Origin of the sequence: Arthrobacter dokdonellae, from assembly GCF_003268655.1 — a bacterium.
GTDB lineage: Bacteria > Actinomycetota > Actinomycetes > Actinomycetales > Micrococcaceae > Specibacter > Specibacter dokdonellae.
In genome coordinates this window covers 1,598,411-1,622,635 of sequence record NZ_CP029642.1, presented here as the reverse complement: position 1 = coordinate 1,622,635, position 24,225 = coordinate 1,598,411, and the positions used below count along the sequence as shown (strand labels likewise).

The following is a 24,225-nucleotide window of genomic DNA, read 5'->3' as shown; positions in this document are numbered from 1 at the left end:
TCACAAGTGAACGCCGGGGACCGTTCCAGCTTACTCCCGCCGCGGCGGGCCACGGTAAGGTGGTGCCCGCACCCCTTACCCGTCCCCTTCGGAGGAACCATGGCGCTGACCGCCGCAACCACCCTGTCCGCCACCGCCCAGCGCGTCACCGACGTGTTTGCCGACGAGGAGTTCGTCAAGCACGTGAGTTTCACGGTGGGCGGGGAGTTGAAGTCTTTTGAGATCAACGGCGCCACCACGGGCGCCTTCACCACCAAGACGGTGCGCACGCTGCCCACCACGCGCATGCCGGAGATCGCCCGGAAGGTGGTCGGCGCCACCCTGACGGTCACCCAGCTCGAGGAGTGGGGCGCCCCGGCCGCGGACGGTTCCCGCAGCAACAACATCAAGCTGACCGTGGCCGGCGCCCCGCTGGACGTCACGGCCGTGCAGAAGCTCACGGCTTCCGGCGATTCGACCCTCGTGGAACTCAGCGGCGAAGTGAAGTCGGCCATCCCGTTCCTGGGCGCCAAGATCGCCTCCGCCGCCGAGCCCGTCATCGGCAAGGCCCTGAACCTGCAGGCCACGCTCGCCCAGGAATGGCTGACAGAACACCCGTAGGCAACGGTTTTGCGCCGGAACACCGGTGGGCGCCGCGGCGCACACCGGTGTCCCAGGCACAGCCCCGGAACCCGGTTCGGACACGCCGGGTCCGTTACCGTTTTGTTATCTGTGGGCCTGTTCGGGTAGCGTGGACCCCGGTCTCCTGAAGTTGCCCGGCCCTGTGGCCGGACGCCTTTTCACGCACGCCCGACGGCGGCCGTGTCCGCCGAGGGCCTGGGGGTCCCCGGCGCGGCAGGTGTTGCCGTCACCTCATGAGAACGTCCTCCAGCGACGTCCCTACCCGGGAGATATATGTCTTTTAAGCACAACTATGCCCAAAAACCACGCCACCAGGGCGCAGCGGCCGCCCGACGCGGCTCCGCGGCACGCAAGGCGCTGCTGCTCACGGCCATCGGTGTGATGTCCCTGACAGGCTGCGGCCTGGCTTCCCCCTCCAACAACGGCAGTGCAGCCGTTGGGTCCAACGCCGAGTTGGCCGCCGCAAGCACCCCCCTGGCCAGGGCGAAGCATTCCCCGAAGCCAAAGCCCACGCACACGGCGCGCCCGAAAGCTTCCGCCGCGCCCACGGCCCGCCCCACGGTGGCGTCCCCCGCGCCCACGGTGGCGCCGAGCGCCTCGCAGTCCCCCACGTCAGGGACGGCAGTTTCCACAGCGACGCCCACGGTGGCCTCCAGCCCTGCTCCCGCCCCCACGTCCAGTCCCGCGACGGCCGCCAGCCCGGCCGCGCCGGCCCCGGCCGGTGACGGCACACAGGCCGCGGTCAAGTTCGGGTGGGGTTCCGCTGTTGCCGGTGACGAGTTCTCCTACACGGGGGCTCCCGATTCCACCAAGTGGAGCGTATACAACAGCGCCGGCCACGCGGGCAACGGCACCCGCACCCCGAAGGCCTGGTCCGTTGCCAACGGCATGGCGACCGTCAGCGGTGACGCCGAAGGCAACACAGGAGGCATGTCGGCGAAATTTGCCCAACAGCAGTACGGCCGGTGGGAAACCCGGATGCGGACCAACGCCCGGGACCCGCAGTACCACCCGGTGCTAATTCTCTGGCCCAACAACAACGCCTCGTCCAAGTGCGCGGAAATTGACTACGCGGAAAGCACCGAGGCGACGGCGCAGATGAAGTTCTTCCTCCACTACGCCTGCGGCGGCTCCGACTTCCAGACCACCACGTCGACGCCGATCGACACCACCCAGTGGCACAACTACGCCGTGGAGTGGACCCCGTCCGGAATCACCGGCTACATCGATGGCGTAAAGACCTTCACCGACACCAACCCTGCCCACCAGCCTGGCGTCGGCATGCACCAGACCCTTCAGCTGGATTGGTTCCCGAACGGCGGGGCCACCAGCCCGTCCCAAATGCAGGTTGACTGGGTGCGCGTCTACAAGTAGGCCGCCACCACGCTGCACGGCGCAAGGGCCGCCGGAGGTCCCAGTGACTCCCGGCGGCCCTTGTTGCATGTTGGCGCACTCGGCAGTGGAGGCGTGGACGCGGTACGCAGTCTGCCGTCCAAGTAGCCACCCCGAAAAAACAAGTACTGGAACGGGCAATTCGAGTAGTGCGTACTCTACCGGCTGCCATCTCTCGGACGTACGGTTTTCCTAGCCGCCAGGGAAAAGCAAGACGGGGCGGCAGGTCCAGGTCTCAATCGAAAATAGTACGTAAATAGTTTTGCTGGCGACCACCTCGGGGGGCAGCCGCGGCAGGGACACGCGGGCCGAACCGGGCTTTGCCGTGTCTTCCGCACCTTGTGGAGGAACCAATGACCTATTTGGGCCTAGCAAAAGCAGACAGTACCGAGCAGGATCGCCTGCACCCAGAACTTCCCTATCCTTCCGTCGTGCACAGGCATCCGTCCGTCAGCCTGGTCATCCCCACGCTCAATGAGGCACGGAACCTGCCGTGGGTGCTGCGTCGCATCCCTGCCTTCGTGGACCAGGTCCTCATTGTCGACGGCCGCTCCGAGGACGACACCGTCAAAGTGGCCCGGGCCGTCCGCCCGGACGTCGAGGTGGTCCTGGAACCTGAAAAAGGAAAAGGCGCGGCCATTCGTGCCGGGTTCGCCGCCAGCACCGGCGACCTGATCGTCATGATCGATGCGGACGGCAGCATGGACCCGGGCGAGATCGGCTGGTACACCGAACTCTTGAGCAGCGGCTTCGACTTCGTCAAGGGCTCCCGATACCTCACGGGGGGCACGTCAGACGACCTCACGTGGCTTCGCGGACAGGGAAACCGGGCCCTGACGGGCCTGGCCAACATGGCGTGCCACCGCCATTTCTCGGACCTTTGCTATGGCTACGTCGGCCTGCGCCGGCAGGTCCTGCCCCTTTTGGAACTCGCGTCGAGCGGCTTCGAAATTGAAACCGAGCTGGCAATTCGTGCGGCCCTGGCGGGGCTGCGCATCGCCGAAGTGCCCACCCACGAATTGAACAGGCTCTCCGGCACATCCAACCTGCGCACGTTCCGGGACGGCTGGCGGGTGCTGCACACCTTGGTAAAAGAGTGGTACGAATGGGATTCGCCCACGGCCGGCGCACGCGCCGAGTCAATCCTGCGGGTCCACTACCATGAGCTTCCGGTCGAGATTACCCGCTCACCCGCCGACCCGGCCGCGCTGCTCACCCCGGCAGTGGGGGTTTGAGATGCCACCCGTCGTGCTCCCCTCCGCCAGCGTGGTCATTTGTGTGTACACCGAGGACCGCTGGGCCTGGCTCCAGCAGGCCATCTCCTCCGTCCAGGCGCAGACGGCCGCCCCGCACGAACTGATCATCGTCGTAGACCACAACCTTCCCCTCCAAAAGCGGCTTTTGCACGAGGTCACAGGCGCCTACGTGCTGGAGAACAACGGCGCCAAGGGGTTGTCGGGGGCCAGGAACACTGGAGTCCTCGCGGCCACGGGGGAGATCATAGCCTTCCTGGACGACGACGCCGTCGCAGGGCATGATTGGCTGCTTCGCCAGCTGGAACTCTACGACGACCCCGCCGTGTTTGCCGTGGGCGGCCGGATCGAGCCCCTGTGGGAGAACGGCCGGCCAAGCTACTTCCCGCAGGAGCTGGACTGGATTGTGGGCTGCTCCTACCGCGGCCTGCCAAGGGTCGCGGCCCAGGTCCGCAACGTGATCGGGGCCAGCATGTCCTTCCGCCGCACGGTCTTTGAGGAGGTAGGCCTTTTCGACGAACGTCTGGGCCGGACGTCGTCGCCGCGCGGCTGTGAGGAAACCGAGCTGTGCATCCGGACTGCCGCCCTGCGCCCGGGCGGGCGGGTGGTCTACGAACCGGCGTCACTGGCTTCGCACCATGTCCCGGCGTCCCGGGGCACCATTGGCTACATGCTGGCCCGCTCATGGGGCGAGGGGATCTCGAAGGCGCAGGTCTCCGGCCGGCCCGGGGCGCGGCGGCGGCTGGGCCCGGAGCGCCGGTACGTCGCCGAGGTGCTCCCGCGGGCAATAGTCCACAGCCTGGCATCCGGCGAGGTGGCCGGCCTGGCTCGCAGCGGGACAATTCTTTCCGTGCTGGCAGCAACCGCTGCCGGGTATCTGGTCGAACGGGCAACGCACCCGCTGGCCGCGCTGTACGCCCTGCGGCGCAGCACCGGCGAAATGGATGAGGCATCGTGACCAGTACAAGGGCCGGGATCCGGACCATCATGGCAACCGTGGCGTTGGCGCTCGCGGCGGGCATGGCCTCCGCGGGGGCAACACCACCGGCAGCCGTGTCCCCGAGCGCCGTCGCAGCGGCATCCCCCAAGGTAGCAGACACGAGGCCGAACGGCGTCGCGCCCGGGGTGGCGGCACCGGGCACCGCGACGGTGGCAACCCCCGCTGCGGCACCCACGTGCCAGCCCCTGACGGCGCCGCCCGCCAACACGTTCCCGGGATCCATTGTTGCGGCGGACAATTTTGAATCGGGAAGCCTCTCCAGCTGGGCCGTCATGACCGGCGCCGACGGAATGGCGGACGTGGTGGGCAGCCCCGTTTACACGGGCGGCTGCGCCGGGCACCTGCACACCAGCACGTCCAAGGGCTCCCTGGCGAACCTGCAGAAGGCCATTCCGGCGGGCACGGCCGAGGTCTACGCGGACGGCGAGTTCGACGTCACGACGCCGGGCACGACGGGCTCCACGAACTCATACTTCCGGTTCTTCAACGGCACCACACGGATCGCTTCCGTCTACCGTTACGCGAACAACGGGCAGCTGTGGCTGGAGGCACTCTCCCCCACCGCCGGCTGGGTACGCACCAAGCTGACCACCCGGGCCATCCCGCTTTCCGCTTGGAATCATATCCAGGCTGCCGTGCTTCCGAACGGTGCGGCCACCACCGTGCAGGTGTGGCTCAATGACTCCCTGGTGTACTCAAGCACAGGCGTGGACGGGCCCAACGTGCCCGTCACCTCCGTGATGCTGGGCAGCGAAAACAACAACCAGCAGGGGGACGTCTACTTCGACGACGTGGTCATCAAGGCCGCCACCGGCACCCAGACTTCCTGCAGTGCCGCCCTGCCCACCAACTCCATGCCGGGACAACCGTTGGTGGCGGACGGATTTGAATGCGGCAACCTGGCCAACTGGACGGTCCACATGACCGGCGACGGCACCGCCGGCGTCCAGTCCACAACCGTTCACGACGGCGCGCTGGCTGCGACTCTGGTCACCGACACCAACACCAGCTCCATGGCCAACATGTCCCATGCGCTGCCGACGGGGACCAAACAGACCGATGTGGACGGCTGGTTTGACATCACGGCCATAGGGCCGACAGGCAACGACGTGCCGTACTTCCGCTTCTTCACCGGAGCAACCCGCTTCGCCGACGTTTACCGGTACAACTCGACCGGGCAGCTGTGGCTGCGCATACTGACGCCGGCGGCAACCTTCTCCTACGTGCGGCTGACCAGCTACTCCGTCCCGTTGGACACATGGCACCGGGTGCAGATGGAGGTGGCGCCGAATGGCACGGCCACCGCCATCCAGGTCTGGTTCGACGGCGTCCTGCTGTACAGATCCTCCGCTGTCGCCACATCGGCCACCAACGTCTCCTCGGTGATGCTGGGTTCCGAGCACTACCCGCAGCCTGCGACCATCAACATCGACAACGTCATTGTAAAGGTACTCCCGTGACCGCCAGCCAGCTCGCAGCACCATCACCGGTACAGACCGGCGCCCACTTCGACGTCCACGGACTCGTTCGCATCGAGGTGGCGCCCGGAACACCCGGAGCCCCGCAGCTCGTGGACATGCTCTCCCCGTTCCACAGGGCGCGCCGTGCGGAGGAGGCGTGCGGAATCAAGGTCACCGGGACCACCATCCCCCTTGACGTCCCGTCGCATGCCGAAGACGCCTACCGGTACTCGGATGACACGCTTTTTCTCCCCAGGGACCGCGTCACGGTGACCGTGACCGACGAGGGGTTCACGGTGGCCGGCCGCGGAGAGCTTCTGACCGCTGTCATACCGCTGCTGGACCGCCTCTGCGTGCTCAACGGGGCAGCCATGGTCCACGCGGCCATCGTCAATTACAAGGGCGCCGGCGTGCTGATGCCCGCCTGGGGTGGAGTTGGAAAGACCAGCACCGTCGCCAAGCTGGTACGCATCGAAGGAGTCCAATTCATGGCCGACGACTGGGCGTTCCTCCGCGTTGACGGGACTGTGCTGGGTTATGCCAAGCCCATGTTCATCAAGGCGCACCACCAGCCCATCTACCCGCAGTTGTTCGAGGGGCCGCGCAAGCCGCTCGTGCCCAAGGGGCTGACCAAGCCGCTGGAGCGTGCCTCCACCATGGTCCACCCCGTGATCGTCCGGTACCCCCGTACCGCGGCGTTCACCCGCCACTGGTCCCCGGAGCACCGCATGGTCCACCCGGAGCAGGCCTTCGGCGCGGAGAACATTGCCAGTGAGGCACCCACCCGCGTGGCAATGTTCCTCGAGCGGCATTCCGGCGCGGACGCGATCCTGGAACCGCGCAGTGCCGAGTGGATGACCACCCGGATCGTGGGCAATTTCCACTCCGAGCTGCCCGGCGTGTCCCGCAGCTTGATCGAGGCACTTGGCGCCACAGGGCTGATGCCACTGGAGCGCTACTTTTCCGAAAAGGCCGATGTGGTGCGCCGCGGGCTCGGAGGCCTGCCGTGCCACGTGTTGAAACTGCCCGCCAGTTGGTCGGCGGACCGGACCAGCGACCACGTCACCGCCACTGTGCAGGCACTGCTCAATGAATGGGCCTAGCTCCGTGGAGGGCCCTGTGGCCCGGACGACGGCGCCCCCCAGCTCCGCGGTTGTCCCCGCCCGCGGCGCAGCCCCCTGGATGGTCGACGGCTGCGTGGCCGGCCCGGCGCGCAACCGAAAAATTCTTTCTGTGCCGGCGGCAACCGCCGCCGGTTATTTGGTGGAGCGGGCAAGGCACCCGCTGGCCGCGGTGCATGCCCTGCGGGGCGGCACCGGCGATATGGAGGTGGCATTGTGAACAGGCCAGGAACCGGAATTCGTAGCATGGTGATGACGGCAGCACTTGCGCTGGCGGCGGGACTGGCGGTCACGGCCGCCACCCCGCCGCCCAGCAGTGCGCCCAGCGCCAGTCCGCCGCCCGCAGCCGCAACGCAGGCACCGCCGGCGGCCGCCACAACGGCACCGGCCACGCCGTCGCCTGTTGCCACGGCGTCGACCAGCCCGGCGGCCACGGCACCTGCCACCACGGCGCCGGCCGCGCCAGCACCGGCCACCACGGCACCGGCCGCGCCAACACCAGCGCCAAAGGTGGGCACACCGGCACCAAAGGTGACCCCCACCACGGTAGCGCCCACACCGAAGCCAACCGGCGTAACCGCAAAAGCGATTGTCAAGGCAGCCCCCAAGGCGGCCGCGAAGGTAACGCCGAAGGCCGCGGCTGCGCTTGTCTGCAAGCCGGCCACCGCGCAGCCCACCAACTCCTTCCCCGGGACCACCGTTGTTGCTGACAACTTTGAGTCCGGGAACCTGTCCAAGTGGGCCGTCCACACCGGCGGCACCGGCACGGCAGCGGTCGTCTCCAACGCCTGGGTCACGGGAGCCTGCTCCACCCACCTGCACGCCACCACGGCGTCCGGCTCAATAGCCACCCTGACCAAGGCCATTCCAGCCGGCCTGGGCGAGGTATACGCGGACGGCTACTTCGACGTCCAGACCGCTGCGCCTGCCGGGGCCGCGAACTCCTACCTGCGGTTCTACATCGGCTCCACACGGATTGCCTCCATCTACCGCAACACCTCCGGAGGCCAGCTCTGGCTCAACACCCTCAACTCCACCGGTTCCTCGGCGCTGTTCAGGCTGACCAGCGCGGCCGTCACCACCGGACGGTGGCACCAGCTCCAGGTGCACCTCCTGCCCAACGGGACCACATCCGTCCTGCAGATCTGGCTGGACGGCACCATGATCTACCACACCAACAATCTGGACGGCCGCACAGGCGCCATCTCCTCGGTCGCCACAGGCAATGAATTTGCCGGACAGCAGGGAGACCTCTACCTGGACAACCTGATCATCAAGGCCAAAGCGCAGCCTTCAACAGCGCTTGTCTGCAAGCCGGCCACCGCGCAGCCCAGCAACTCCTTCCCCGGGACCACCGTTGTTGCTGACAACTTTGAGTCCGGGAACCTCAACAACTGGGCCGTCAAGACTGGTGGCGATGGAACAGCTGCCGTTGTCTCCAACGCCTGGGTCACGGGAGCCTGCTCCACCCACCTGCACGCCACCACGGCGTCCGGCTCAATAGCCACCCTGACCAAGGCCATTCCAGCCGGCCTGGGCGAGGTGTACGCGGACGGCTACTTCGACGTCCAGACCGCTGCGCCTGCCGGGGCCGCGAACTCCTACCTGCGGTTCTACATCGGCTCCACACGGATTGCCTCCATCTACCGCAACACCTCCGGAGGCCAGCTCTGGCTCAACACCCTCAACTCCACCGGTTCCTCGGCGCTGTTCAGGCTGACCAGCGCGGCCGTCACCACCGGACGGTGGCACCAGCTCCAGGTGCACCTCCTGCCCAACGGGACCACATCCGTCCTGCAGATCTGGCTGGACGGCACCATGATCTACCACACCAACAATCTGGACGGCCGCACAGGCGCCATCTCCTCGGTCGCCACAGGCAATGAATTTGCCGGACAGCAGGGAGACCTCTACCTGGACAACCTGATCATCAAGGCCCAGTCCAATGTCGACTGCAACACCGAGGTGCCCACCGACACCTTCCCCGGGACCACCGTGGTGGCGGATGGATTTGAGTGCGGCAACCTCAACAAGTGGACGCTCCAAAAGGGAGGCGATGCAACAGCGACTGTCCAACAGACCACCGTCCACACGGGACTGAATGCAGCCAGCCTGGTCACCTCCACCAACAACCTGTCGCGGGCAAACCTTTCCCACTCCATTCCGGCGGGGTCCACGGACGTGTACATGGACGGGTGGTTTGACATCACGGCCATCGGGCCGGTGGGCAATGACGTGCCGTACTTCCGCTTCTGGACCGGGTCCACCCGGTTTGCGGACATTTACCGGTACAACTCCACCGGCCAGCTGTGGCTGCGCGTGCTGACCCCTACAGGAACAGACGCCTACACACAGCTGTCCAAGACGGCGGTCTCGTTGAGCGCCTGGCACCACGTCCAGATGCGTGTGGCTGCCAACGGCGTGGCCACCACCATCCAGGTCTGGTTTGACGGCGTGCAGGTGTACAACTCGGCCGCGGTCAACACCTCCGCCACCAGCACCACCTTGGTGATGCTGGGCTCGGAGCACTACCCGCAGCCGGCGTCCATCAACATCGACGACGTGATTGTCAAGTCGGTCCCGTGACCGCCATCCAGCTCGCGGCATCAGTCCCGGTGCGCGCCGGCCGCCCGATCGGGGCCCGGCGCGCCACCGGACTGGTCCGCGGGCCGGGCCGGTCCCGCCGGAAGAGTTCAGGCTGGGCCCAATGAACAGGCCCAGCCGGGAACTCCCCGTCTCCGTGATCGTCCCTGCCCGCAACGCAGCCCACTGGCTGGCGGACTGCCTGGCGAGCATCAACGCCCAACATCCGGCGGAGATCATTGTGGTGGACGGCTGCTCGACCGACGCCACGGTGGAGATTGCCCGGGCCGCCGGAGCGCTGGTGCTCTCCGACGGCGGCCGGGGCGTTCCCGCAGCCCGCATGATGGGCGCCCGGGCCGCCAGCTGCGAGGTGCTCGCCCTGATCGATGCTGACGTGCTGGTCCCCTCCGGGGCACTGGAATCCCTGCTTGCCGAGTTCACTGACGGGCATTATGACGGCCTGCAGTTCGCCTTGGCGAGCCACTCGGATTCCGCCGATTACTGGGGACAGGCCCTGGCCTGGCACCACAACCACAGCCGCGTGCGCGAGTGGTTCTGCGTGTGCGCCACGTTGATGCGCCGCGAGCTGCTTCTGGAGTTCGGCTTCGACGAAAGATTCCGCTCCGGCGAGGACATTGAGCTTCGCGTCAGGCTGCAGGAGGCGGGTGCCCGGCTGGGCGTCTCACGCAAGACCACGGTGGCACACCGTTTCAGCGGCGGCTTTGAAACCGCACGCGACCAGTGGGTGCAGGACGGCGCGGGCCTGGCCCGGACGGCCGCCAAGCACCCCTCGCGCGCCGGCTGGGTGGTGGCGCTGCCACTGCTCGCCGCCGTCCGCGGCGTGGGCCTGTCAATCGTGCACGCCCCGCGCTACCTTCCGTACTGGGCGGGATTCCTCGGCTACAACTATCAATCGATGTTCTCGGAATGGTTGCGCGGCACCAGGGTCGCCCCATGACCGGCCGCGACCTTCTGGACCGGCTCCGACCCGGCCCTGTGCAAAGCGAGTCCATGGGGGCCAACACGCTTGCGCTGGCGGCCGCCCGCGTGGCACCCATGGTGGTCGGCTTCCTCTTCTGGGCGCTGGCGGCTCTCTCTCTCGCCCCGGAGCGGCTGGGCCTGGGCTCGGCGCTCGTTTCCGCCGTCCTGCTGTGCGTCCAGCTTGCCCTTCTCGGCGTGGGTCCGGCCATTGTGTCCCTCCTCCCCAGCCAGCACGACGGCGGCCCGCGCCTTCTCAGCGCCTCGCTGGCTGCCGTCGCGGGCAGTTCCGTGGTGGTGGGCGCGCTGCTCGTTCTCGTCACCCGCGCCCTGGGAGGTGCCACTGGCGCCGCGTGGGACAGCGCCGCCGTGGTGGCCGCCTTCCTGGCGGCCGCAGTCCTGGCCACCCTGGCCTATCAGCTGGACCATATCGCGGTGGCCCAAGCAAGCTCCCACCAGGCGCTGACGCGCAGCATTGTGCAGGGAGTCGTGCAGCTGGGCACCTTGGGCGTCGCCCTGCTGGCGGGCGACCGGAGCGTACTGACGCTCCTGGTCTCCGTGGCCGCGGGTGCACTGGCCAGCGTCGCACTCGGGGCTGTCCAACAGTACCGCCGCGGCTGGCGCCCGGCACGCTTCAGCCAGGTCGAGGCGCGCCTGCTGGTCCGCCATGGCCTGCCCAACCATGCCCTGATGCTCTCCGACCGGGCACCAGGCTACCTGCTGCCGCTGGTCGTCACCGCCGCGGTGTCCGCGACCGCCACGGCGTCCTGGTACATGGTGTGGATGCTGTCAATGGCTGTGTTTTTTGTGCCGCAGTCGGCCGGCTATTCGCTGCAGGCCAAGCTCGCCGGGCAGGGCGCTGCCGGGCCGGACGGCACTGGCCGGGGCCCCCACGGGGATGGCGTCCCCGACTGGGCCGGCCCGGTGCGGGAGATGGTGCGCAAGGCGCTGGGACTGAGCGTCGCGCTCACGGCGGGTGCCGCCGTCGTCCTGGTGCTGGCCGGGCCGGTGCTGCTCACCTTGCTGGGACCCGTGTATGCGCGCGGCTGGCCGCTGCTGCTCATCATGGCCCCCGCCCTGCTGGTGGGCTGCGTCACTCAGGTGTATTACGGGCTTTGCCGGGCCCGGCACCGCCTGGCCGAGGCCACCGCGGTGGCCGTGGTGGCGGCGTTGATCGCCGTGGTGCCGGCGGCGGCCCTGGCGTCGCAGCGCGGCCTTCAGGGCGTCTCGCTGGTCTGGCTGGCAGGGCAGGTGGTCGCGGCCGCGCTGGCCACCTGGCGACTGCTTGTCCTGACCGCTCCCGGGCCGATGACCCTCGTGGCAGCGGCCGGATCAACACGGGTTTGGGCCGCCCGGGGGCCTTCGGCGGCCCTGGCCACAGCCTGGCATCCGGCGGGCCACAAATCTGCGCCCGCGCCCAGGCACCGGGGGGCTTCCGGCCTCCCGGGTGGCTGGCGCAACGCCGCGCCGGCCCTGTCAGCCCTCGGGCACACCGCCTGGCACAACCCCGCGTACCCGGTACACCCGGCCAGGCACCTGGGGTCCTCGCGCCTCGAGATTCCTTGGCGCAGCGCTGTTCCGGCCCTGTCCACCGCCGGGCAGACCGCGTGGCGCAGCACCGTGTCCATCGTTCAGGCCCCCACGCGAAAGGCCGCTCCCGCTGTCGAGGCCGCTTGGCGCCGCGGGTCCTCCCGCCTCCATCGTGCCGGGCCCAGCCCGGAGGGTGGCCGGCCCCCGCTGGCCACGTCGTTGCGCCGGGGGGCGGCATCGTCGGCCCTGGTCCTGCTGGCCGGTGCGGCACTGGCCGTCGGCGTATGGGGCGCGCTCCACGCAGACATCAGCAGGATCGGCTCGCTCGGCGCCATCACGGCACTGCCGGCGGCCTACTTCCCGGCCCTGGCCGCCGCCGTCGCGGGGGTGGCGCTGTCCCTGGTGCGGCGCCGCCAGCATGTGTGGGTGCTGCTGGTGCAGCTGGCGGTGTTGATTTTCCTGCTGCACGGCCTGGATCCGATGATCCATGGGACGCCCAGACTGGAGGCCAGCTACCGGCACCTGGGGATTGCGACGTACATTGGCGCCAACGGACAGCTGGACACCAATCTGGACGCGTACTTTTCGTGGCCTGGATTCTTTGCGCTGCTGGCCATGTTTGCCGACGCCACGGGGATGCACTCGCTGATGCCAATCGCCACTTGGGCGCCCCCGGCCGTGAACCTGCTACTGCTGCCGGTGATGCTGGCCATCGCACGCCGCCTGACCGGACACTGGCGCACCACCTGGGCTGCGGTGTGGCTGTTCTACCTGACCAGTTGGGTGGGCCAGGACTACCTGGCACCCCAGGCGTACGCCTACATTGTGGGGCTGACCGTGATCACGGGGACGCTCACGGCATTTGGCGGCCGCGCCTGGAAGGGAACGGCCGGACGGTGGGGAATTGCCGCCCGGTGGCGCCGTGTCGTGGACCGGCTGGATCCGAGGGTCCACCCTATGCCGCGCCTCTCCCGGCCCGTCTCCGTGATGCTTGCCCTCTCCCTGGTGCTGCTGCTGACGGCCCTCACCGCCGCCCATCAGCTGACGCCGTTTGCGGTGGCCGCCGTGCTGTTGGGGCTGCTGCTCACGGGCCAGCTCAGGCTGCGCGTGCTGCCAGTGGTCGCCGTCCTGCTCCCCATTGCCTGGCTGGTGCTCGTGGCCACCCCGTACCTGGTGGGCCACGTGGGCACCTTGTTTGGTTCCTTCGGGGACATCAGCCAAACCCTCGGGGTCACCCAGCGCGTGGCAGGCGACCCGCACCACCGGATCGTCATCACGGCCCGCCTCGCCGAATCGGCCCTCATGTGGGCGGCCGCAGGCACCGGCGCCTGGCTGCTGGCCCGGCGGCACCGCCCATGGCTGGCCGCGGCCGCCGCCGCCGGCATACCCCTGCTGCTGCTGCCGCTGCAGCCGTACGGCGGCGAACTGCTGCTGCGGGTGTACCTGTACAGCCTGCCGTTCGCCGCATGCCTGGCAGCAGCACTGCTTCTTCCCGCGGGAGCGCGCCGGCCCGGGCTGTGGCGCACGGCGGCGATCGCCGTCGTCGGGCTTGCCCTGGCGGGCACCACGCTGGTGACCCGCTACGGCAATGACGCCCTGGAGACGTTCTCGCCGGGCGAACTGGCGCTGGTGCGCCAGCTCGACGCCGCCGCGCCGGACGGCGCCGTGGTCATCGAGGCTGTTCATGACACCCCGTGGCGCAACGTCAAGTACGCCACGTACAGTTACCGCACGCTGCTGCCGGGCGTGCCGCAGTCAAATGCCCCTGAGCTGGAGTGCACCTACGTTGAACGGCTTGCCCGGCGGTCCGGCGCCTACCTGCTGGTCACCGAAAGCCAAGTCGATTCGGCGGAAATGCTGGGCATCGGTCCGCCCGGCGCGGTGCAGAATTTTGTTGACACGTGCCAGCTGCGGAACGGATGGCGGGTCCTGGCCCACACCCCGTCCGGAATTCTCATCCATATCGACGGAGCCCTCCATGCGAACCCTTAATTATCTGCCGGACCTGGCGCTGGCCCTGGTGGCCGTCTCGGCCGTTCCGCTGGCCGTGACGGGACCGGTGCCGCTGCGGGCCCTGGTGCTGGGTGCCTTGGTGCTGTGTGGTCCGGGAGGGGCGGCGGCGCTGTGGTTCCGGCGGATCTCCCCCAACCGCCGGTCCAGGCTGGCCATGGGAACCGCGCTCCACGTTGCACTGGCCATCGCGCTGAGCCTGGCAGCCTCCCTGCTCGTGGCCACCGGCATGGTCTACTTCCACCTCTGGAACCCCTCCGCCGGCATGTGGGTGGTGGCCGGGCTGACGCTGGCGCTCCTGGCGGCGCAGCGGCTGCCCCGGATCACCATGGAACAATTCCTGTACGGCCAAAACGGCTCCAAGACGGTTTCCCATGCAGGCCACTAGACGCACGGTCCGCCGCCGCTGGGCGTCCAGGGCAGCCCACTCCACCTCAACGTGGTCCAGGGCCGGGGTCCTCGCTGCGCTGCTGTCCACCCTGTTCCTGGGCGCCTGTTCCCCGGGCGCAGCCGGCTCGCCCGACGCGCCGGAGCCAGCCCAGCCGTCAGCCGTGAAACATGTCTTCGTCATCATGCTGGAGAACGTCTCCTACGACTCCGCCTACGGCACCAAGCCCATCTACCCCTACCTCGCCAACACCCTGCGCCCCAGCGGAGAGCTGCTGAGCCAGTTCTACGGCGTGGCGCACTGGAGCCTGGGCAACTACCTGGCCATCCTCGGCGGCACGGCACCCACCAAGGACATCCAGGGGGATTGCACCCACTACACCGACATGACGGACGCCAAGCCCGCCGCCGATGGCCAGGTCACCTCGAAAAACGGGTGCGTCTTTCCCCAGTCCGTCCCCACCCTCGCCGGCCAGCTCGCGGCCAAGAACCTGACGTGGAAGGGATACATGCAGGACATGGGCAACGATCCCTCCCGTGAACAAGCCACCTGCGGACGTCCCAGCCTGGGCACCGACAACGCGGACCTGACACAGAATGCCGTGCCCGGGGACAACTACGCGGCCCGGCACAACCCGTTCGTTTATTTTTCCTCGGTGCGCGACACCCCGGCCTGCGCCGCAAATGTGCGTCCGCTCGGCCAGCTCACCACCGACCTGCGCAGCGCCGCCACCACCCCCAACTTCGCCTTTATCTCGCCCAGCCTGTGCGACGACGGCCACAACGAATGCCCGGCGCCCCGGACGCCGGATGCCTGGCTGTCCACCTGGATTCCGCGCATCACTTCCTCGCCCGCGTACAAGGACAGCATGATCGTCATCCTGGCCGACGAGGCCAAGAACGATTCCCGCGCCTGCTGCATGGAACCATCGGGTCCCAATGTGGCTTACCCCGGCGGGCCGCCCAGCTCGACCCTTCGCCAGGCCGAGGGCGGCGGCACCGGCGGCGGACGCATCGGCGCCCTGGTCCTCTCGCCCTACGTGAAGGCCGGCTCCACCAGCACCGTTCCCTACAATGACTACTCGCTGCTGCGCTCCATTGAAAACCTGTTCAGCCTCCCGCATCTGGGGTACGCCGCGCAGCCGGGCCTCAAGGCCTTCGGCCCGGATGTCTGGGACCTGCCATCCAACACGCCGCCCGCAACACCAACGCCCTGAGGTTCCCGCAGACGCGCCGCAGGATGTCAGCACCGGCCATGCACCACTTCTCCCCGTCGAGGCAGCCGGCCCGGCGGGGCAGCAGGGCCGCGATCAAGTAAACTGATATCAGGTGCGCCGGGAAGTCTGGTCGGCAATGTCTTTGCCGAACCCAAAAGTTCCCCCGACATCGGGCTGGAAACTTTGCACCAATGAGAGGGCGTGCCAGCCCATGAATGCACCCGTCGTCCGCCGCGTTTTTACCCGCGGCAGCTACACCGAGCTCGCCCGGATCAACACCATCCTGCGTTCGGAAACCGTGGGCGGGGCCCTGCTGCTCGCCGCGACCATCATCGCCCTCATCTGGGCAAACTCACCGCTGGCGGACGGCTACTACGCCCTGCGGGACTTCCGGATCGGCCCCGCCGCCTGGCACCTGGACCTCAGCCTGGGCGGCTGGGCGTCCGACGGCCTGCTGGCCATCTTCTTCTTCGTGGCCGGCCTGGAACTCAAGCGCGAATTTGTGGCGGGCGATCTGCGCAACCCGGCCCGCGCCGTCGTGCCCATCACTGCCGCGGTGGGCGGCGTGCTCCTTCCGGCGCTGCTGTTCACCCTGGTCAACCTGGGCCAGGGCCCGGCCGTGCTGAAGGGCTGGGCCATCCCCACGGCGACGGACATCGCCTTCGCCCTCGCCGTCCTTGCCGTGATCAGCACGCACCTGCCCAGCGCCCTGCGGACCTTCCTGCTGACCCTGGCGGTGGTGGACGACCTCATCGCCATCGCGATCATCGCCGTGTTCTATCCCGGCGAGCTGCACCTGCAGTTCCTCGCACTGGCCGCGCTGCCGCTGCTGGCCTTCACGTGGCTGGTCCAAAAACGCGTCAGGTCCTGGTACCTGCTGCTGCCCTTGGCGCTTGCCGTCTGGGCCCTGGTGCACGCGTCGGGCATTCACGCCACGGTGGCCGGTGTGCTGCTCGGCTTTGCCGTCCCCGTGGTCCGCTCCGCCAAAAGGGGCGGGCCCGACGCCGGTCCGGGCCTGGCCGAGCACTTCGAACACCGTTTCCGCCCGCTCTCGGCCGGCGTGGCCGTGCCGTTGTTTGCCTTCTTCTCCGCCGGGGTGGCGCTGGGCGGCGCCGCCGGGCTGAAGTCCGCGTTCACCGACACCGTGGCGTTGGGGATCGTGCTGGCCCTGGTCGCCGGGAAATTCCTGGGCGTCCTCGGCTCGACCTGGCTGGTCACGAAAACCACGCGTGCCACGCTCGACGACGGCCTGGCCTGGATCGACGTCGCCGGCCTGGCGCTGCTGGCCGGGGTGGGGTTCACCGTCTCCCTGCTGATCAGCGGGCTCAGCTTTGGCGAGGGCAGCCCCCACTACAACCACGCGAAGGTTGCCATTTTGGCCGGCTCCGTCATTGCCGCGCTGCTCGCGTCCGTGGTGCTGCGCAGCCGGAACCGGCACTACCGGCGGCTCGCCGCGAGCGGTGGTTGATCCGGTAAAAACGCTGCCGTCCGCCCGGCAGACCCTACACTGGGACATGTGAAGCACTCCCGCCACCGCGTGACCCTGGTCCTCGTCGTGCTGTACTTCGTGGCGCTCGCCGCCATAGTGTTTTGGCCGTCTCCCGTGGACAGGCCCATCGACGGCGCGCTCATGCAGGTGATCGGGTGGCTGCACGGCCACGGGCTCCCACAATGGTTCATCGGCTACCGCAAGGTTGAATTTGCGGCGAACATCCTGATGTTTGTGCCTTTTGGCGTCATCATCGCAGCACGGCTGCAGCGCAAGTTTTGGTGGGTGGCGGTCGCGGCCGCGGCCGTGCTTTCCGGCCTCATCGAACTGGCACAGGCAGTATTCCTACCAGCGCGCGTCCCGGCCTGGAGCGACATCGTGGCCAACACCAGCGGGGCCCTCGTCGGCGCCGTGCTCCTTGTCATTCTCCGGGCTGCCGCCACCAGCCGTCCCCGGCGCACACCGGCCCGGCCATAGCGGCTGTCGGGCACGGCAACGCCGCCGTCCCCGTCGCACCACGGGGGCGCCGTTGCGCGGACCCGTCATCTTGCGGGAGCGTGGAGAACGCCTACAGCGCCAGCTTGTATCCGACGCCGCGGACTGTCTTGATCCAGCGCGGCGAGCGCGGATCGTCGCCAAGCTTCCGGCGCAAGTTGGCCATGTGCACTTCAATGGTGCGCTCGTCGGCGTCGCTGATGTAGCTGCCCACCTCATACTCCTCGCCGCGCAGCCGGCGCACCAGATCGCCCTTGGAACGGACCAGCCTCCCGCTTTCCATCATGGCCAGCAGCAGGTCGAATTCGGTACGGGTCAAGTCCAGCTCCACCCCTTCAAATTCCACCGTGCGAGTGGCTTCGTTGAGTGACAGCCCATCGTGGACCAAGGTGGCCTGCCCGCCGGCATCCTGCCCCTGCCGGGGCTCCCGCCCCGGATCCGGCTCCGGACGGACGGAACACGCCACAGCGGCCCCCGAAGGGCTGCCGAAAGTCGGCCCGTCCGCAGCGGGGCGGACGCCGTCGCCCGTTGGACTGGAAGCATGTGGGCTGGAAGCCGCGGGGCTGGCAGCCGGCCCGGCATCAGAAGCCGGCGCCGCCCGGCTCCCGAGCCGGGGACGGCGCATCAGCGCGCCCACGCGGGCCCGGAGTTCGCGGGGGCGGAACGGCTTGGTCAGGTAGTCGTCCGCGCCGGTCTCAAGCCCCAGCAGGGTGTCCAATTCGTCGTCCCTGGCGGTGAGCATGATGATGTAGCTGTCACTGAACAGGCGGATGCGCCGGGCAACTTCAAAACCATCAATGTCGGGCAGGCCCAAGTCCAGTGTGACCACGGCCGGATGATGTTCACGCACTGCCTTCACGCCTGCCGCCCCGCTGTTCGAGGTGTGGACGTCAAAACCCGACTGATTAAGAACAACCTTGATTAGTTCACGAATGTCCTGGTCGTCCTCAATGACCACAGCAACCCGCGGACTGTCCATTACAACCCCACCAATTCCAAGAGACCCGCCCTGCAACAGGGCAATGACTAGCCGTGCAGCAATGCACGCATTTGAACAGTATGACATCATCGTTGTCTATGGCTGGATCCTTGTCGGGATCGTGGCCCGGCCGCAAAGACTCGTTGAGGCCCAGCGAATCAACGGATTCCGTGGGTGCAGCGCATTCCCGAGATGGAAGTTCCTTGACTGAATCCACAGCAGACAGGCTCATTCGCCGTCACTTTTACGAGCGCACCTTACATGTCAAGGTCATTCTCACGCAGGCGCCGCTGAGCCTGACGGTCATTTTGATGGTGGTGCATGCTGCGGCCATCTACCCGCAGATCTTCGCGGACCCCCTCTTCATCGCCGGCCTGTGGATGCACGCCGCCGTTCTTGCCCTCTGCGTCCTGGTCCCTTGGGACAGGCTCCCCTACGCCAGCTTCCTGGCCATTCCGTACCTGGATTTTGCGGCAGTCGGATTTACCCGCCAGGGCAGCTTGCAATACGCAACGTCGGCAGGATTGCTGATGCTTTTTCCCGTGTTTTGGCTGGCAGCCTCGGGTCTGGCGCGCAAGACCGCAATTGTCACCAGCACCCTCGGAACCTTGTTGATCGTCTGGATCCCCATCCTGCTTGCCCCTGCCCCGGTGACCGGGGAACAGCTGGGCAAACCACTGCTGTTTCCCTTCATGATGATGGGATTCGCCATGACCGTGGTGACGCTGACGGCGAGCATGGACAGCCAGCGCCAGCGGGTATTGGCCAAGGACACCCAGCTGCGCGCGGCACTGAACGCCAGCCGCCAGCGCGAACAACTGCTCGCCACCGTCCTCGACACGGTGCCCGTGGGGCTGGTGGTGGTGGACGGCACCGGCCGTGACCAGTTGATGAATGCCACCCATCAGGCCGTGCACCGCCTGGCCGTGCCGGAGCACCTGACTGATCCGGCGGAGAAGGACCTCCTGGTGTTCGCTCCGGACAAGGCCACTCCCCTGGACCCGGAAGAACGTCCTGTCCGGCGCGCCGTCAAGGGACAGGCCTTTACCAACTATCAGGTCTGGATCGGCTCCGGGGAGAAGGCCCGGGCCTTCTCCACCACGGCGCGGACCATCAGGAGTGAGTACGGCAGGTACGACGGCGCCGTCATTGCCTTCCACGACAATACGGACATGATTGCCGCACTGGCCGCGAAGGACGACTTTGTTGCCAATGTTTCGCACGAATTCCGTACCCCGCTGACATCGATCCAAGGATATCTGGGCCTGGCCCTGGAAGAACCCGAGCTCCTTCCCGGGCCTGTCGTGAAGTATCTGGAAGTGGCCGAGCGCAATGCCGAACGGTTGAGCAGGTTGGTCCATGACCTGCTCACCACCGATTCCATCACCGTGGCGAAGTCCCTGACGGATGTGGCCGGCCTGGTTGCGGACAGCCTGTCGTCGGCGCGTCCCGCCGCGGACGTCACCGGCGTCGAGCTGGTTACCCAGGCACCTTCCAGCCTTCCCGCCATGGTGGACCCCGTCCGGTTCGGCCAGGTGCTGGACAACCTGGTGTCGAACGCCATCAAGTATTCGCCGGACGGCGGAACAGTCACCGTGCGCGCCTGGGCCGACGGCGGTGACCTCCTGTGCGAGGTGCAGGACACCGGACTGGGCATGAACAGCGCCGAGCAGGCGGATGCGTTCAAAAAGTTCTTCCGAGCCGATCCGGCCCTGAAGCGCTCCATCCCGGGCCTCGGCCTGGGCCTGCTGATCACCAGGTCCATCGTGGCGAAGCACGGCGGGACCATTTCCGTTTGCAGTGAGCGCAACGTGGGGACCACCATGCGCATCGTGCTCCCCCACGCAGTTTCCGCTGCCGACATGCCTGCGGCGGAGTCGTAGCCCGCGCCGCCGCCGGCGCGCCCGGCACCCACTGCCAAGTTCGGGGCCATGCTCAGTACAGGCCGGAGCCCCAGTCGTAGTACTGGACGGTCTTGTAGACGGCGTCCCCCACGGTCGTGCCGTTCACGGGCTGGATCCGGAGACTGTAGTTGGCGTAGTACGGCGCGCCTTGTCCGTTCGCGGGCCGGGGGAACGTCACGGTGATCCCGCCCCCGCCCACGGTGGTCTCCATGCCGTAGCCCGGCGCGGCGGCCACGAGTGTGACGACATAGCTGGTGCCGGCGGCCCCGGTCCAGCTGAGGGGCAGCGCGGCCGTGGTGGCACCCTTGACGAGTGCTTGGGCGCTGACCACGGGAACGGCGAGCGGCGACCTGCCGTCCGGACGGGCGTCGTAGCAATTGCTGGAGGTGGCTGCGAAGTAGTTGTAGGTCCGGTAGATCGGGTCCCCGGCAACGGCGCCGTTCATGGGCAGCACCCGGAGGACGTAGTGTCCATAGGCGGCCGCCGTCCGCTGGAGCGTGAACGTCGCAGTGGGAGCGGTGACGGTGGCGGCTCCCGGATAGCTGTAGCCCTTGTCGTCATAGGCCAGGGAGACCACGTAGGAGGTGGCCCTGGCCGCCGCCGGCCACGTGAATTTAATGCCGGCAGCGTTTTCGGTGACCTTGGCCGGATCCGGCTGGCAGGTAACCTGTTCAGGATCCAGCACAGCCGGCCGGGGGTCCAGCACGGGGTTGGCGGTCACCACGTTGGCGGCCGGCGGCGGCGTTGCCCGCCCACCGGCGGTGATGGCGATGGTGGCCGTGGCGCTCTGCTGCCAGTTGGCCACGGCGGCAATGGTCCCCCCGCCCACCAGCACGGTCGCCAGGAACACCACCACGGCGGCCCTGAAGCCCGGCAGCGGGCGCAGCCGCCCGGCCGCGGCGCGGTCCGGGGGTGTCTGGTCTCTCATGGCTTGCGTCTCCGGGTGCGTAGCGCGGCGCAAAGGAGCAGTCCCCCCACGAACATCAGCAGCTGCGCCGGCCGCTGGTCGTCGCCCTCCACATTACTGTGCATCGCCCGCACGGCGGATTGGACGTCCTGAGGTTCGACGCCGGATGTCCTGCCCGCCGGGTCGGCCGCGGACACTGCGGCGGGACCCTCGGCAATGACGTTGGCCGGCACGGCCTGCCGCACCGTGTGCGGATCCGTGGGAATGCCGGGGGCGGGGCAGGCGGCGACGGTGGCCGGGCCGCCGGTGCCACGCATGAGGAAGACCAGCTGCACGCTTGCCGTCTCGCGCCGTGTCGCGTTGCTTGCCGAGGCGTCCATGCCCAGGGCCAGGTCCAGGCGCTTGGTCTCTCCGGGTGCCAGGCCCCAGCCCTGGAACACGCTTCGGCAGCTTCCGGGCGACGGCAGCGGTACGGTGGATGAACCGTGGCCGCGCGAACCGGCCACCAGGTCAAGGGATTCGGTCAGGATGGCGATTCCACCCACGGACTGTACGGCCAGGGCGATTTCCGCCGGTTCCGTCCCGCCGTTGCGGACCCAGATGCTTCCAGGCCGGGACTCGCCGGGCACCATGCCTGCAAGGTGGGGAAAGATGACCGGCGCCTGCCCCCGGGTGAAATGCACGCCGTCGCTGCTCAGCAGCATTTCCGGGCCGTCCGCGGCGGAAGCGGCCGCCGCCGCCAGCACGGCCAGCGCCACTGCCAGCACCGCACCTGCCAGGAGAGCCGCCATGCGGAAACGGTCGTGTCCCGGTCGGCAAAACGCCGGCCCGAGCGGTGTCATGCGTGTCATGCGGCGTGCCCGGATTCCTTCGGCGCGCGCTTGCGCCCCCGGACTCCCTGCACCATGCTGACGGCGCCAAAGCCGATGAGTCCGACGGCCGCAATGGGCATGAGGGCTCCGCGGTCCGTTTGGCCCAGCCTGTTGGCCAGGAACCCGACATAAGGGACGGCGTAGAGCAGCTTGCCCCTGACCTGCTGGGCGTGGACGGGTGCGTCGTCGGCCAGGGAGTTGTTGTCGCCTTTGGTGGTGAAAACCCGCTCCCCGGACTCCGTGGTGCCCACGGACACGATGCGGTGGCTGATCACGGCAGGTTTCCCGGACTCGATTTGGTACGTGATGATGTCGCCCACCCGCAGGCTGGCAAAGGACGTCGGCTTGACCACCAGGAACGTTCCGGGGGCGTACTTGGGCGCCATGGAGTTGGTCAGGACGGTGTACGTCTGGGAACCGGTGACAAGCGGCGCCAACACCAGGACCAGGGCGGCCAGCGCGACGGCAATGAACATCAGGAAGGCCGCTCCGCGCGCCGCCAGGCGCAACCAACGCTCCGGCGCGGTAAGCGGGCTGGCGTTGGCAACCTTGCCGGCAGCGGCTGGTGTCTGGAGGGCGGTCATGGCGGTCCTTTTCTATTGCTGGGTGACGACGATGGGAAGGGAGATTCCGGCGGTGCTCCCGGCCAGGCCGGCGGGAGTGGCAGCGTTGAGGCTCACCTGAAAGCAAAACACCCCGGTGCCGCCCTTGACGATGGTCATGGCGGGCAGGTCGGTGGGCAGCGCCGAAGCGTAAAGGGCGGCGCTGGAACATTGGTCCAGTGAGCCTGCGGCTGCTTCCTTGATGGTCAAATAGCTTGCCAGTCCGCTTCCGGTGTCAGTTTTGGCGGGCGCAGAGCCGATGGCGGCCCGGATGGTGAAGTCGCCGCCGGCGTTGGTGACGTTTCCCAGCTGGACACCGGCGTAGGTGGCCTGGCCGGGGAGGACGGTGCCGGCAGCCGTCGTCGTGAGTGCTATCGCGGCGGCGGTGCCGTTGGGGAGCGTCATGTCTGTGGTGTTGCTGGTCTGGGTGTCGGTCAGGCTGACCCTAAAATCTGCTGCCTGGATGGTGCCGGCGTTGGCGCTGACGGCCGTGTTCCAGAGTGCGTAGCTGCCCTGGACGGTCAGCAGTCCCAGGAGGACGGCGGCCAGGACCAGGCCGGCCGCCTTCAACATGGGGGAACTTCGCATGACATCTCCGCAAAGGGGTGGCGGTGTGCCTGCCATGGCCGGCACACCACCGGGGTCTTCGAACTGGTCCAGCCGCTCCCCTGCGGGGAATTGGCTGCCGCTGCTACGAGTTGTTCGCGGAGGCGGGCGCCTGCTGCACCAGCGCGTAGCCGATGTTGCCAAGGCTGTAGGAGGCGTTCGTGGCGGTGCGGCCGGTGGCCGAGGACTTGAACGTGAACGTGGTGGATGCCTTGACCACGCCGGAGTCGCTGGGCTTCAGGATGGTGTCCGGCAGGACTTGGGTGCCCTTGGTCAGCGTGGTGGCGCCGGCGGTGGCGGCGCCGCCGAAGGCCGCGGATCCGGTCCCGTCAGCGCCGACGCCGGTGACGGCCAGCTTGGCGGTCATCAGGTCGCCGGTCAGGGTGACGGTGACGTCCTGCGTGTAGGTCAGGACGTCGCCCGGGACCACGCGGTAGGCGGAGATGTCGGCGATGGTGGTGCCGGCGGCGTTGGTCCACCTGCCGGTGCTGGCCACCAGGTTCAGGTCACCCGAGACCACCGAGCCCATGCTTGCGTTCTGTGCCTGGTTCCAGGTGGCGAGCGTTCCGCCACCGCCGACCAACAGGATGACGCCTACGCCGGTTGCGATTGCGCCTTTGACCATCTTGTTCATTGTGAGACCCCTAGTTCAACGTCATTCCGCTGCAGGTTTTCCTGCCGATGGGAACAACAATCCTGCACGCGACTCAAGGAATCACCGCCAAAACCGGGAAGAAACCCGGAAGAATGGCGCAAGATTTCCGAAATGCCCAAAACGCCAAACACAACCTCAGGTTTCCCGCAGGGTATGGGAAATCT

20 protein-coding genes are annotated in these 24,225 nt (G+C 67.9%); 14 read left to right on the top strand and 6 right to left on the bottom strand.

All coding sequences use genetic code 11. The features are described from left to right. Positions 1–99: 99 nt before the first annotated feature. The 13 genes from DMB86_RS07170 to DMB86_RS07105 all read left to right on the top strand — a co-directional run bounded on the left by DMB86_RS07170 (position 100) and on the right by DMB86_RS07105 (position 17,518). Positions 100–600: a DUF2505 domain-containing protein gene (locus DMB86_RS07170; RefSeq protein ID WP_113717175.1), complete on the top strand. Its 501-nt coding sequence runs from the start codon at positions 100–102 to the stop codon at positions 598–600. A 294-nt stretch (positions 601–894) separates the two neighbouring features. Further along, the gene (locus DMB86_RS07165; protein WP_227878648.1) at positions 895–1,995 is read left to right on the top strand and encodes a glycoside hydrolase family 16 protein; all 1,101 of its coding nucleotides are present in this window, start codon (positions 895–897) and stop codon (positions 1,993–1,995) included. Between the two features lie 449 nt (positions 1,996–2,444). Continuing rightward, positions 2,445–3,248 carry a glycosyltransferase family 2 protein gene (locus DMB86_RS07160; protein WP_227878647.1) on the top strand — a complete coding sequence of 268 codons (804 nt, stop codon included), beginning with the start codon at positions 2,445–2,447 and terminating at the stop codon, positions 3,246–3,248. Between the two features lies 1 nt (position 3,249). After that, positions 3,250–4,224: a glycosyltransferase family 2 protein gene (locus DMB86_RS07155; protein WP_113717173.1), complete on the top strand. Its 975-nt coding sequence runs from the start codon at positions 3,250–3,252 to the stop codon at positions 4,222–4,224. Beyond that, positions 4,221–5,726, top strand: a complete 1,506-nt coding sequence (locus tag DMB86_RS07150) for a polysaccharide lyase family protein (protein ID WP_113717172.1) — start codon at positions 4,221–4,223, stop codon at positions 5,724–5,726. Before DMB86_RS07155 ends, DMB86_RS07150 begins: the two co-directional genes overlap by 4 nt. Next, positions 5,723–6,829, top strand: a complete 1,107-nt coding sequence (locus DMB86_RS07145) for a hypothetical protein (protein WP_113717171.1) — start codon at positions 5,723–5,725, stop codon at positions 6,827–6,829. Before DMB86_RS07150 ends, DMB86_RS07145 begins: the two co-directional genes overlap by 4 nt. Positions 6,830–7,099: 270 nt before the next feature. Continuing rightward, positions 7,100–9,433 carry a hypothetical protein gene (locus tag DMB86_RS07135; protein WP_129545492.1) on the top strand — a complete coding sequence of 778 codons (2,334 nt, stop codon included), beginning with the start codon at positions 7,100–7,102 and terminating at the stop codon, positions 9,431–9,433. Positions 9,434–9,554: 121 nt separating this feature from the next. Beyond that, complete coding sequence (locus DMB86_RS07130) at positions 9,555–10,388, top strand: glycosyltransferase family 2 protein (protein WP_113717168.1); 834 nt, start codon at positions 9,555–9,557, stop codon at positions 10,386–10,388. Continuing rightward, on the top strand, positions 10,385–13,930 hold the full coding sequence (locus tag DMB86_RS07125; protein WP_113717167.1) for a polysaccharide biosynthesis protein: 3,546 nt from the start codon (positions 10,385–10,387) through the stop codon (positions 13,928–13,930). The genes DMB86_RS07130 and DMB86_RS07125 overlap by 4 nt, the downstream gene beginning before the upstream one ends. Further along, on the top strand, positions 13,917–14,336 hold the full coding sequence (locus DMB86_RS07120) for a hypothetical protein (protein WP_113717166.1): 420 nt from the start codon (positions 13,917–13,919) through the stop codon (positions 14,334–14,336). The genes DMB86_RS07125 and DMB86_RS07120 overlap by 14 nt, the downstream gene beginning before the upstream one ends. Beyond that, a complete protein-coding gene (locus tag DMB86_RS07115) occupies positions 14,323–15,552 on the top strand; it encodes an alkaline phosphatase family protein (RefSeq protein ID WP_227878646.1) in 1,230 nt (409 codons plus the stop codon). Before DMB86_RS07120 ends, DMB86_RS07115 begins: the two co-directional genes overlap by 14 nt. Before the next feature lie 211 nt (positions 15,553–15,763). Then, positions 15,764–17,020, top strand: coding sequence for a Na+/H+ antiporter NhaA (gene nhaA / locus DMB86_RS07110; RefSeq protein ID WP_113717165.1), 1,257 nt, complete (start codon positions 15,764–15,766; stop codon positions 17,018–17,020). Between the two features lie 48 nt (positions 17,021–17,068). Further along, a complete protein-coding gene (locus tag DMB86_RS07105) occupies positions 17,069–17,518 on the top strand; it encodes a VanZ family protein (protein WP_171814408.1) in 450 nt (149 codons plus the stop codon). 91 nt (positions 17,519–17,609) lie between these two features. Here DMB86_RS07105 and DMB86_RS07100 read toward each other — a convergent pair whose 3' ends face one another. Then, complete coding sequence (locus DMB86_RS07100; RefSeq protein WP_113717163.1) at positions 17,610–18,515, bottom strand: response regulator transcription factor; 906 nt, start codon at positions 18,513–18,515, stop codon at positions 17,610–17,612. Positions 18,516–18,718: 203 nt separating this feature from the next. Between DMB86_RS07100 and DMB86_RS07095 the strand changes: the two genes are divergently transcribed. Further along, complete coding sequence (locus DMB86_RS07095) at positions 18,719–20,398, top strand: sensor histidine kinase (RefSeq protein ID WP_227878645.1); 1,680 nt, start codon at positions 18,719–18,721, stop codon at positions 20,396–20,398. 52 nt (positions 20,399–20,450) lie between these two features. On the opposite strand, the gene DMB86_RS07090 is transcribed toward DMB86_RS07095, so the two are convergent. From DMB86_RS07090 to DMB86_RS07070, 5 genes are all read right to left on the bottom strand, one after another. Then, a complete protein-coding gene (locus DMB86_RS07090; protein WP_113717162.1) occupies positions 20,451–21,347 on the bottom strand; it encodes a hypothetical protein in 897 nt (298 codons plus the stop codon). Continuing rightward, positions 21,344–22,177, bottom strand: coding sequence for a hypothetical protein (locus tag DMB86_RS07085; protein ID WP_113717161.1), 834 nt, complete (start codon positions 22,175–22,177; stop codon positions 21,344–21,346). The genes DMB86_RS07090 and DMB86_RS07085 overlap by 4 nt, the downstream gene beginning before the upstream one ends. Further along, positions 22,174–22,782 (bottom strand): signal peptidase I, encoded by a 609-nt coding sequence (locus DMB86_RS07080; protein WP_113717160.1) that lies wholly within the window; start codon positions 22,780–22,782, stop codon positions 22,174–22,176. The genes DMB86_RS07085 and DMB86_RS07080 overlap by 4 nt, the downstream gene beginning before the upstream one ends. A 12-nt stretch (positions 22,783–22,794) precedes the next feature. Then, positions 22,795–23,388 carry a hypothetical protein gene (locus tag DMB86_RS07075; RefSeq protein ID WP_129545491.1) on the bottom strand — a complete coding sequence of 198 codons (594 nt, stop codon included), beginning with the start codon at positions 23,386–23,388 and terminating at the stop codon, positions 22,795–22,797. A 103-nt stretch (positions 23,389–23,491) separates the two neighbouring features. After that, entirely contained in the window at positions 23,492–24,040 is a 549-nt protein-coding gene (locus DMB86_RS07070; RefSeq protein WP_113717158.1) for an alternate-type signal peptide domain-containing protein, read from the bottom strand. Positions 24,041–24,225 lie beyond the last annotated feature (185 nt).

Bases quoted from the DNA above. Each gene is read 5' to 3' on its own strand.
- DMB86_RS07070 (WP_113717158.1), bottom strand. From the start codon at position 24,040: ATGAACAAGATGGTCAAAGGCGCAATCGCAACCGGCGTAGGCGTCATC.
- DMB86_RS07075 (WP_129545491.1), bottom strand. From the start codon at position 23,388: ATGCGAAGTTCCCCCATGTTGAAGGCGGCCGGCCTGGTCCTGGCCGCC.
- DMB86_RS07155 (WP_113717173.1), top strand. From the start codon at position 3,250: ATGCCACCCGTCGTGCTCCCCTCCGCCAGCGTGGTCATTTGTGTGTAC.
- DMB86_RS07170 (WP_113717175.1), top strand. From the start codon at position 100: ATGGCGCTGACCGCCGCAACCACCCTGTCCGCCACCGCCCAGCGCGTC.
- DMB86_RS07130 (WP_113717168.1), top strand. From the start codon at position 9,555: ATGAACAGGCCCAGCCGGGAACTCCCCGTCTCCGTGATCGTCCCTGCC.
- DMB86_RS07085 (WP_113717161.1), bottom strand. From the start codon at position 22,177: ATGACACGCATGACACCGCTCGGGCCGGCGTTTTGCCGACCGGGACAC.
- DMB86_RS07135 (WP_129545492.1), top strand. From the start codon at position 7,100: ATGACGGCAGCACTTGCGCTGGCGGCGGGACTGGCGGTCACGGCCGCC.
- DMB86_RS07100 (WP_113717163.1), bottom strand. From the start codon at position 18,515: ATGGACAGTCCGCGGGTTGCTGTGGTCATTGAGGACGACCAGGACATT.
- DMB86_RS07115 (WP_227878646.1), top strand. From the start codon at position 14,323: ATGCAGGCCACTAGACGCACGGTCCGCCGCCGCTGGGCGTCCAGGGCA.
- DMB86_RS07125 (WP_113717167.1), top strand. From the start codon at position 10,385: ATGACCGGCCGCGACCTTCTGGACCGGCTCCGACCCGGCCCTGTGCAA.
- DMB86_RS07120 (WP_113717166.1), top strand. From the start codon at position 13,917: ATGCGAACCCTTAATTATCTGCCGGACCTGGCGCTGGCCCTGGTGGCC.
- DMB86_RS07080 (WP_113717160.1), bottom strand. From the start codon at position 22,782: ATGACCGCCCTCCAGACACCAGCCGCTGCCGGCAAGGTTGCCAACGCC.
- nhaA (WP_113717165.1), top strand. From the start codon at position 15,764: ATGAATGCACCCGTCGTCCGCCGCGTTTTTACCCGCGGCAGCTACACC.
- DMB86_RS07090 (WP_113717162.1), bottom strand. From the start codon at position 21,347: ATGAGAGACCAGACACCCCCGGACCGCGCCGCGGCCGGGCGGCTGCGC.
- DMB86_RS07165 (WP_227878648.1), top strand. From the start codon at position 895: ATGTCTTTTAAGCACAACTATGCCCAAAAACCACGCCACCAGGGCGCA.